General features: G+C 37.5%; 8 protein-coding genes. 6 read left to right on the top strand and 2 right to left on the bottom strand.

Translation table 11 applies throughout. The features are described from left to right. From B9N66_RS06125 to B9N66_RS06105, 5 genes are all read left to right on the top strand, one after another. Positions 1–197, top strand: a 197-nt coding sequence (locus tag B9N66_RS06125; RefSeq protein WP_307772183.1) for an amino acid--tRNA ligase-related protein, incomplete at its 5' end; no start/stop codon positions are given. Further along, positions 194–1,438 carry a serine hydroxymethyltransferase gene (locus B9N66_RS06120; protein ID WP_087580339.1) on the top strand — a complete coding sequence of 415 codons (1,245 nt, stop codon included), beginning with the start codon at positions 194–196 and terminating at the stop codon, positions 1,436–1,438. The genes B9N66_RS06125 and B9N66_RS06120, both read left to right, overlap by 4 nt. Next, entirely contained in the window at positions 1,438–1,980 is a 543-nt protein-coding gene (locus B9N66_RS06115) for a DUF1882 domain-containing protein (protein WP_054197429.1), read from the top strand. The genes B9N66_RS06120 and B9N66_RS06115 overlap by 1 nt, the downstream gene beginning before the upstream one ends. Positions 1,981–1,993: 13 nt before the next feature. Further along, the gene (locus B9N66_RS06110) at positions 1,994–2,839 is read left to right on the top strand and encodes an SPOR domain-containing protein (protein ID WP_084109551.1); all 846 of its coding nucleotides are present in this window, start codon (positions 1,994–1,996) and stop codon (positions 2,837–2,839) included. Then, the gene (locus tag B9N66_RS06105; protein ID WP_087580338.1) at positions 2,836–3,624 is read left to right on the top strand and encodes a shikimate dehydrogenase; all 789 of its coding nucleotides are present in this window, start codon (positions 2,836–2,838) and stop codon (positions 3,622–3,624) included. The genes B9N66_RS06110 and B9N66_RS06105 overlap by 4 nt, the downstream gene beginning before the upstream one ends. Positions 3,625–3,745: 121 nt before the next feature. Here the strand turns inward: B9N66_RS06105 and B9N66_RS06100 are convergent, their stop codons facing one another. Then, on the bottom strand, positions 3,746–4,801 hold the full coding sequence (locus tag B9N66_RS06100; protein WP_021091622.1) for a TRAP transporter substrate-binding protein: 1,056 nt from the start codon (positions 4,799–4,801) through the stop codon (positions 3,746–3,748). A 91-nt stretch (positions 4,802–4,892) separates the two neighbouring features. On the opposite strand from B9N66_RS06100, the gene pyk reads away from it, so the two are divergent. Next, positions 4,893–6,344 (top strand): pyruvate kinase, encoded by a 1,452-nt coding sequence (gene pyk, locus B9N66_RS06095; protein WP_087580337.1) that lies wholly within the window; start codon positions 4,893–4,895, stop codon positions 6,342–6,344. Positions 6,345–6,751: 407 nt separating this feature from the next. Here the strand turns inward: pyk and dnaJ are convergent, their stop codons facing one another. Continuing rightward, positions 6,752–7,894, bottom strand: a complete 1,143-nt coding sequence (gene dnaJ / locus B9N66_RS06090; protein WP_087580336.1) for a molecular chaperone DnaJ — start codon at positions 7,892–7,894, stop codon at positions 6,752–6,754. Positions 7,895–7,916: the final 22 nt, after the last annotated feature.

Below are 7,916 nucleotides of genomic sequence, written 5' to 3'. Positions count from 1 at the left end.
CAGGCGATGACGAGGCACACGAGATGGACGAGGACTATGTAAAGGCTCTAGGATACGGCATGCCACCAGTTGCAGGTGAGGGTATAGGCATCGATAGGCTTGTTATGCTTTTAACGGATAAAAAATCAATTCGCGATGTTGTGCTCTTCCCAGCGATGAGACCACTTAAAAATGAGATAAAGGAGAATGAAAAATGAGTTTGCAAAGTTACGATAAGGACATTTACAATCTAGTAAATTTAGAGCTAAAACGCCAATGTGATCACCTTGAGATGATCGCTAGTGAAAATTTTACATATCCAGAAGTTATGGAAGTAATGGGCTCAATCCTAACAAACAAATACGCTGAAGGCTATCCTGGCAAGAGATATTATGGTGGCTGCGAATTTGTCGATGAGATCGAGCAAATAGCGATTGATAGATGTAAAGAGCTTTTTGGATGTGAATTTGCAAACGTTCAACCAAACTCAGGCTCTCAGGCAAATCAAGGCGTTTACGGCGCCTTACTTAATCCAGGTGATAAAATTTTAGGCATGGATCTAAGCCACGGCGGACACCTAACTCACGGCGCGAAGGTAAGCAGCTCTGGTAAGATGTATGAGAGCTTCTTTTATGGTGTCGAGCTTGATGGCCGCATAAACTACGATAGAGTCATGGATATCGCAAAGATAGTAAAGCCAAAAATGATCGTTTGCGGTGCAAGCGCATACACAAGAGAGATCGAGTTTAAAAAATTTAGAGAGATAGCTGACGTCGTTGGTGCGATACTCTTTGCAGATGTTGCTCACATTGCTGGTCTTGTTGTTGCTGGTGAGCATCAAAGTCCTTTTCCATACTGCGATGTCGTAAGCTCAACTACGCATAAAACCCTAAGAGGCCCAAGAGGCGGTATCATTATGACAAACAACGAAGAGTATGCTAAGAAGATAAATGCCTCTATTTTTCCAGGCATTCAGGGCGGACCACTAGTTCATGTCATCGCAGCAAAGGCAGTTGGCTTTAAGCACAACCTTAGCCCTGAGTGGAAAATTTACGCCAAACAAGTAAAAGCAAACGCTAAAAAATTAGGCGAAGTACTAATAAAAAGAGGTTTTGACCTAGTGAGTGGTGGTACCGATAACCATCTAATTTTGATGAGCTTTTTAAATCGTGAATTTAGCGGTAAAGACGCTGATATCGCTCTTGGAAATGCTGGAATAACGGTAAATAAAAATACGGTTCCAGGCGAGACAAGAAGCCCATTTATCACAAGTGGTATACGTGTTGGTAGTCCTGCGCTTACGGCTCGTGGGATGAAAGAAGCTGAGTTTGAACTAATAGCAAACAAAATAGCTGATGTGCTAAGCGACATAAACAACACATCTTTGCAAGAGAAGACAAAAGCTGAGCTAGTTGAACTTGCTCATAAATTTATAATCTATGATAAAGCGACATTTTGATGCAAAGTATTGATACGGCACTTATAAAGATTATTACAACTCACTACTATATCAAGCGTGATACGATCGTTAATAAAATAGAATACAGAGGTAAAATTTTCTTTGATAAATTTGAAAAGATAAATGAGCCACTGACCTATAATATTATGAAAGAGCATGAAGAGGGCAAAGCTGTTATCGCACACTCTTTAATAAATGCAAATGATAAAGTTGAAAATATAGTCTTTGACTATAACGGCAGAACTCCAGATAGATTTTGGCATAAAGCACAGCTTCTTCTAAGAGAAGAGGGCTTTATAAATTTTACAGCCTACGAGAGTAAGACGCCAGGACATCTGCATCTTTATGTGCATAAAGGTCACACTACGCTAAATGAGGCTTGCCAACTAGCAAATATGCTCAACGCAAAGCTTTCGCAGAAGTTGCCTAAAGAGTGGAGGATGTTTCCAAATATCGATATGCCAAAAGAATTTAACATACTAACTTTACCTTATAAACTCTATCAAAAAGAGCGTGGGGCAAGTTGGTCAAAATATATGTAATTAAGGATAAAAAGTGGAAAATGATGAGTTAAAAGATATTCTTTTAGAAAGAGATGATGACGCAAGAGGATTGAAGCTAAAAAAACTTCTTATATTTATAGCAGCTCTTATTATACTTTTTTTGATCATTGTAGTGGCTATGAAGCTAGTAAATTCAAGCGATCCTTCACAAGCTCAAAATGAAGCTGATTCAAGACTAGTGCTTCCTCCAGTACCAGCTGAGCAGCCAGTAGATAAACAAGCTCCGATAGCTGATACAAATTCAGACAATAAAAAAGGCGATACACAGCTTTTTGAGCAAGTACCGATCGTACCTGAAAATAAGCAACAAGATGAATTTGAAGATATGATCAAAAAGCTAAAAGATAAAGAAAACAATAAGCCTGTTTCTAAAACTGAAGAGCCAAAAGAGATAGTTAAGCCTATCGAAAAGCCTGCTGAAATACCAGCAAAAAAAGCTGAGACAAAGGTAGATACTCCAGTTAAAAAAGTCGAAAAAGTCGCAGCTACTGATAAAAAGAGCGAGGCAAAATCAGCTAAGACTGAAAATAAAGTAGATAAAAAGATTGAAAAGAAGGTTGAAACCAAAATAGAAAAAACGGATAAAAAAGCTGAAGTAGCTAAAACTGAACCTGCTACAAAAGGCTCTTATGTTCAAGTATTTGTGACTAGTAAATTTAATCCAAATGCTGAATATATGAAGAAGATCGCTGCTAAGGGATATAGCTACAATACTATAAAAGTTGGTGAACTGACTAAAATTTTAGTTGGTCCATTTGATGAAAAAACGCTTCAAAAAGCAGTAGGCGATATTAGAAAAGATATCAATAAAGACGCTTTTATCTTTAGAGCAAAATGAAAACATTCGCAGTCTTTGGAGATCCAATAGCTCACTCGGTATCTCCGAGGCTGCACAATAAAGCCATTGCAGACCTGGGCTTAAAAGCACTTTATACAAGAGTCTTGCTAAAAGATGGTAGCGAATTAATCAATAAATTTAAATCCTTAAAATTAAACGGTGCAAACGTAACACTTCCACATAAAGAGTGGGCTTTAAATTTAGCCGATGAAGCTTCAGATGTAGCCCGTAAAATAGGCTCTGCAAATACGCTTGTGCTTAAAAATGACAAAATTTATGCATACAATACAGATGCGCCTGGATTTTTAAAAGCAATAAAAAATTTTAAAGATATAAAAAAAGCTATTGTCCTTGGAGCAGGCGGTACTGCAAATGCCATAACTTATGCATTAAAAGAACAAGGCGTTGATGTTTGCATACTAAATAGAAGCAAAGATAGGCTTGAGAAATTTAAAGATGAGTACAAATGCTTTAGCTGGGATAACTACGAAGAGCAAAAATTTGATCTAGTCATTAACTCAACCTCTGCTGGCCTAAAGGATGATTTTTTACCAGCACCTAAAGAAATTTTAAAAAGCATTTTTAAAGATGCTAAATTCGCATTTGATGTGATTTATGGCAAACAAACACCATTTTTAAAAATGGCCAAGCAAAATAGCCTTGACGTAAAAGATGGCGCTGATATGCTTTTATATCAAGCGGTCTTGGCACTAAATTTATTTTTTAACAATACACTCGATGAGTCAAAGATAGAGCGCTCAATGAGAGAAATTTTCTATCTATAATAGCCGCCAGTATTTATTTTTGTAAAAAATTATGGCTTGTATAAAAACGTTTTGATTAAAATTTTTATTGAAAGTAATTAGAATAAATATAAAAAGCAGGGAAGATCCCTGCTAAATTTTACTATTCGTTTGTTTTGATATAAGCGTAGTCTGAAATTTTAGTCCATTCTCTTGCTTTTTTAAGGAAAGCTCTTTGCGACTCGACGATCTCTTTAAATAGTGGATCTTTAGCACTCTCTTCATCAAGAAGTTCATTTGTAGCTTTTTTAAGAGCTGCGATTACTTCTGGAGGGAAAGATTTTACTTGGATGTCTGGATACTCGCTCTTCATTTTATCCCAGTACTCGACGTTTGAATAAAATACTTTTGTATTTGCATCTCTTGCTACTTCAGCTGCAGCTGCTTCAAAGATCGCTTTTAGATCATCTGGAAGCTTCTCGTATGATTTTTTATTAAAGAAAAACTGAGTTTCACCGTTTGGCTCTTGCCAGCCTGTGTAGTAGTATTTTGCCACTTTGTGAAAGCCAAGCGCCATATCATAAGCTGGGCTTACCCATTCGACTGAGTCGATCGTTCCCATCTCAAGAGCCATATAAAGCTCACCAGTTGGGATAGTATTGATGTTAGCGCCAAGTTTAGCGTAAATTTCACCACCAAAGCCCGGAATTCTTATCTTTAAACCTTTGATATCATCTAGTGATTTTATCTCTTTTTTAAACCAGCCACCCATTTGCATGCCGGTATTTCCAGCTCTAAAAATTTTGATATTGTATGGATCGTAAACTTTTGCCTCAAGCTCCTTACCACCGCCAAATTCATACCAAGCTGTTTGCTCGTCAGTATTCATCATAAATGGAGTTGCTGTAAAAAATATAGTTTTAGCATCTTTGCCTTTATAATAATAGCTACTTGTGTAGGTAATGTCGTATTGACCGCTTTTAGCAAAATCAAGCATTGCAAAAGGTGATTTATGCTTTGATGGATAATCAATCCTTAGCTCAAGTCTGCCATTGCTCATCTTTTCAACTTTGTCCTTTAGCTCTTTTGGCACATCACCAAGCACTGGCATAGTACTCTCCCATGAGCTAGCAAGCTTTAGCTTATAAACTTTATCATCTCCCATAGCAACGCAAGCAACAGCTGCTAAACCAAGAGACGCTAATAAAAATTTATTCATATCTTCTCCTTTGAAATTTTGCCTATTATACAAAAAATTACATTATTAAAATGTGTTATAATCGCAAAAATCAAATTTATGGGGCATAAAAATGATAAAAAAGACAAAAATCGTAGCTACTTTGGGGCCAGCGAGTGATAATGAAGAGACAATGGAGGCGATGGTAAAAGCAGGTGTCAATGTCTTTCGTTTAAATTTTAGCCATGGGACACACGAATACCATAAATCAAACATTGACAAGATAAGAAATATCGAAAAAAAGCTAAATAAAAGAATAGGAATTTTACAAGATATCTGTGGCCCAAAGATCAGAGTTGGTAAGCTTAGTGAGCCATTTTATCTAAAGGCTGGTGATGAACTAAGTATCTATGCTGATGAGATCATCGGTGAAAAAGTGGGAAAAGGAATTTATAAAGTAAGCCTAAACCAGCCTCAAATTTTGCCTATGCTAAAGGTTGGCGAGTATGTCTATCTCTATGATGGCTCTATAAGAGCAAAGGTTGTCAGCGAAGGTAAAGAAATAGTAAAAACTATCATTGAAAATGATGGAATTTTAAACTCAAATAAAGGCGTAAATTTTCCAAATACAGCCCTTGGCATCGAGATCATCACTCCAAAAGATAAAGAAGATATGAAATTTGGCGCAAAACATGGCGTAAATTTTGTTGCCATTAGCTTCGTGCAAGATGCAAATGACGTAATAAAGGCAAAAAATATCTTAAAAGAATTTGGCTCAAGAGCTGCCGTTTTATCTAAGATCGAGAAATTTGATGCGGTTGAAAATATAGACGACATCATTGCAAAGAGCGATGGTATCATGGTAGCTCGTGGCGATCTTGGCATAGAACTGCCATTTTACAAGGTGCCAACCATACAAAAGCTCATCATCAAAAAAGCAAATGCAGCAAGCAAGCCAGTCATTACTGCAACGCAGATGATGCTAAGTATGGCAGAGCATGAAACTGCTACAAGAGCGGAGATCAGCGACGTAGCAAATGCCGTGTTAGACGGCACTGATGCTGTTATGCTAAGTGAGGAGAGTGCGATCGGTAAAAACCCAGTCGCAGTCGTAGAGGCGATGAGTAAAACGATCATACAGACACAAAGTATCTATCCATATAATAAATTTGATGAGTTTGACTTTTTTGACGAGACTGATATGGTGGCAAGTAGTGCTGCATCTCTTGCTGTTCGCATAAAAGCAGATGCATTAATCTCAATCACTGGCTCAGGAAAATCAGCTATAAAATTAGCTAGAAACCGCACAAACATCGACATCATCGCAGTCGCTCACGATGAACAGACATCGCACATGCTTACTCTTGCTTGGGGTGTTACGCCAGCACTTGTACTAGAAAAAACAAAGCTTAGCTCACTTTTAGCAAATGTCATGAAAAAGGCGTATGAAGAGGGATATGTCGAACACGACAAGACCTATCTTGTCACTGCCGGTCACCCTACGGGCGTTGAGGGTAGCACGAACCTTATACGTATCATCAGACGCGATCAGCTTGATTATTATTTGGAGCTTGCAACTGAGTAAATTTATACTCTCTTGCAAATTTTAAAATTTTGCTTGCTCGTAAGAATTGACTGCTAAGATTTACCTGACACTTGCTCGATAGCAAAACGCATGCACCTTGAACGTGTCAGGGTAGAGGGATTATTAAGGGAGAATGGAGTTCTTTTGCTTTGCTAGCTCGCAACTGCAAGCAGACCGTAATTTAAACTCCCTTCTCTCTTAATAAAAGAACAAAAATATATGTTGTTTTATTTCTATAAATTTTAAAATCTTATCTCACTCGCCTTAGCAGGCTACTAAATTTGGAGCCAAAATTCCCCGTTCATGAAATTTTAAAATTTTTGTGAAATTTACTTGTAAAAATTAGGATATATAAAATTTATTTTGAAAGAATTTGTGACGTCAAATTTAACGTCACAAATTTAAATTTATTTTTTCTTTTTGCCTTTTGGCTCATCGCCTTTAAACCAGCTTTTTATCTTATCAAAGACGCTTTCATCGGTATTTGATTTGCCTGATTCTATACCAAAGCTAGCTTGAAGCTTATTTAAAAGCTCTTTTTGCTCATCGCTTAGTTTTTCAGGCGTTTGAATAGAAATTTGCGCTACAAGCCTACCTTTTTTGCGCGAATTCACGCTTTTTATACCTTCATTTTCAAAGATAAATTGCTGCTTGTCCTTTGCTCCAACAGGTAGTTTTAGCTCAGTTTCTCCTCGAAGCGTTGGAATTTTTATGCTTTCACCAAGTATAGCTTGCGTGAAAAAGACAGGAATTTCTAGATAAACATCATCATTGTGACGAATGAAATGCTTATCTTCTTTTACGTTTATGCTTACATAAAGATCGCCTTGAACGCCGTTTGTGCCGATATTGCCTTTACCAGCTACTCTCATTCTCATGCCGCTATCAACGCCTTCAGGGATGGTAATCTTTACAGTTTGTTGCTGGATTTTATAAGCTTTCGCGTTACAATCGGGGCATGGTTCGCTTATTACTTCACCGCTTCCGTGACAATATGGACACTCTTGGACGATATTCATAAAGCCATTTCCGCGTGTTATCCTGCCACTTCCGCCACAGTGCTGGCAAGTCTTGCTCTTGCCATCTTTACTGCCGGTTGCATTGCATGTTGGGCAAGGCACTTTTTGATCAAATTTTATCTCTTTTTCACAACCAAAAATAGCTTCGTTAAACTCCAAATTTATAGGAATTTCAAGATCGGCTGAGTATTTTTCAGAGTATCTTTTTCTCTGCCTAGAACTACTTGAAAAACCGCCACCAAAAAATGAGTCAAAAATATCTGAAAGGTCAAAATCGGCACTAAACCCGCCACCGCTACCAAATCGACCCTCAAGGCCTTCTTTGCCATATCTGTCGTAGATAGAGCGTTTTTGCTCGTCGCTTAAAACTTGATAAGCTTCATTTATCTGTTTAAATTTTAGTTCAGCCTCTTTGTCGCCAGAATTTCTATCTGGATGATATTTTAAAGCAAGCCTTCTAAAGGCTTTTTTGATCTCATCTCCGCTTGCATTTCTTGAAATTTCAAGGATTTCGTAATAGTCAAATTCCACATTTTTCCTTGTTAATTAAGCT

It is taken from the genome of Campylobacter concisus, assembly GCF_002165775.1.
Lineage (GTDB): Bacteria > Campylobacterota > Campylobacteria > Campylobacterales > Campylobacteraceae > Campylobacter_A > Campylobacter_A concisus_E.
The sequence above is the reverse complement of the archived record's forward strand: the minus strand, read 5'-3'. Positions and strand labels throughout refer to the sequence as shown.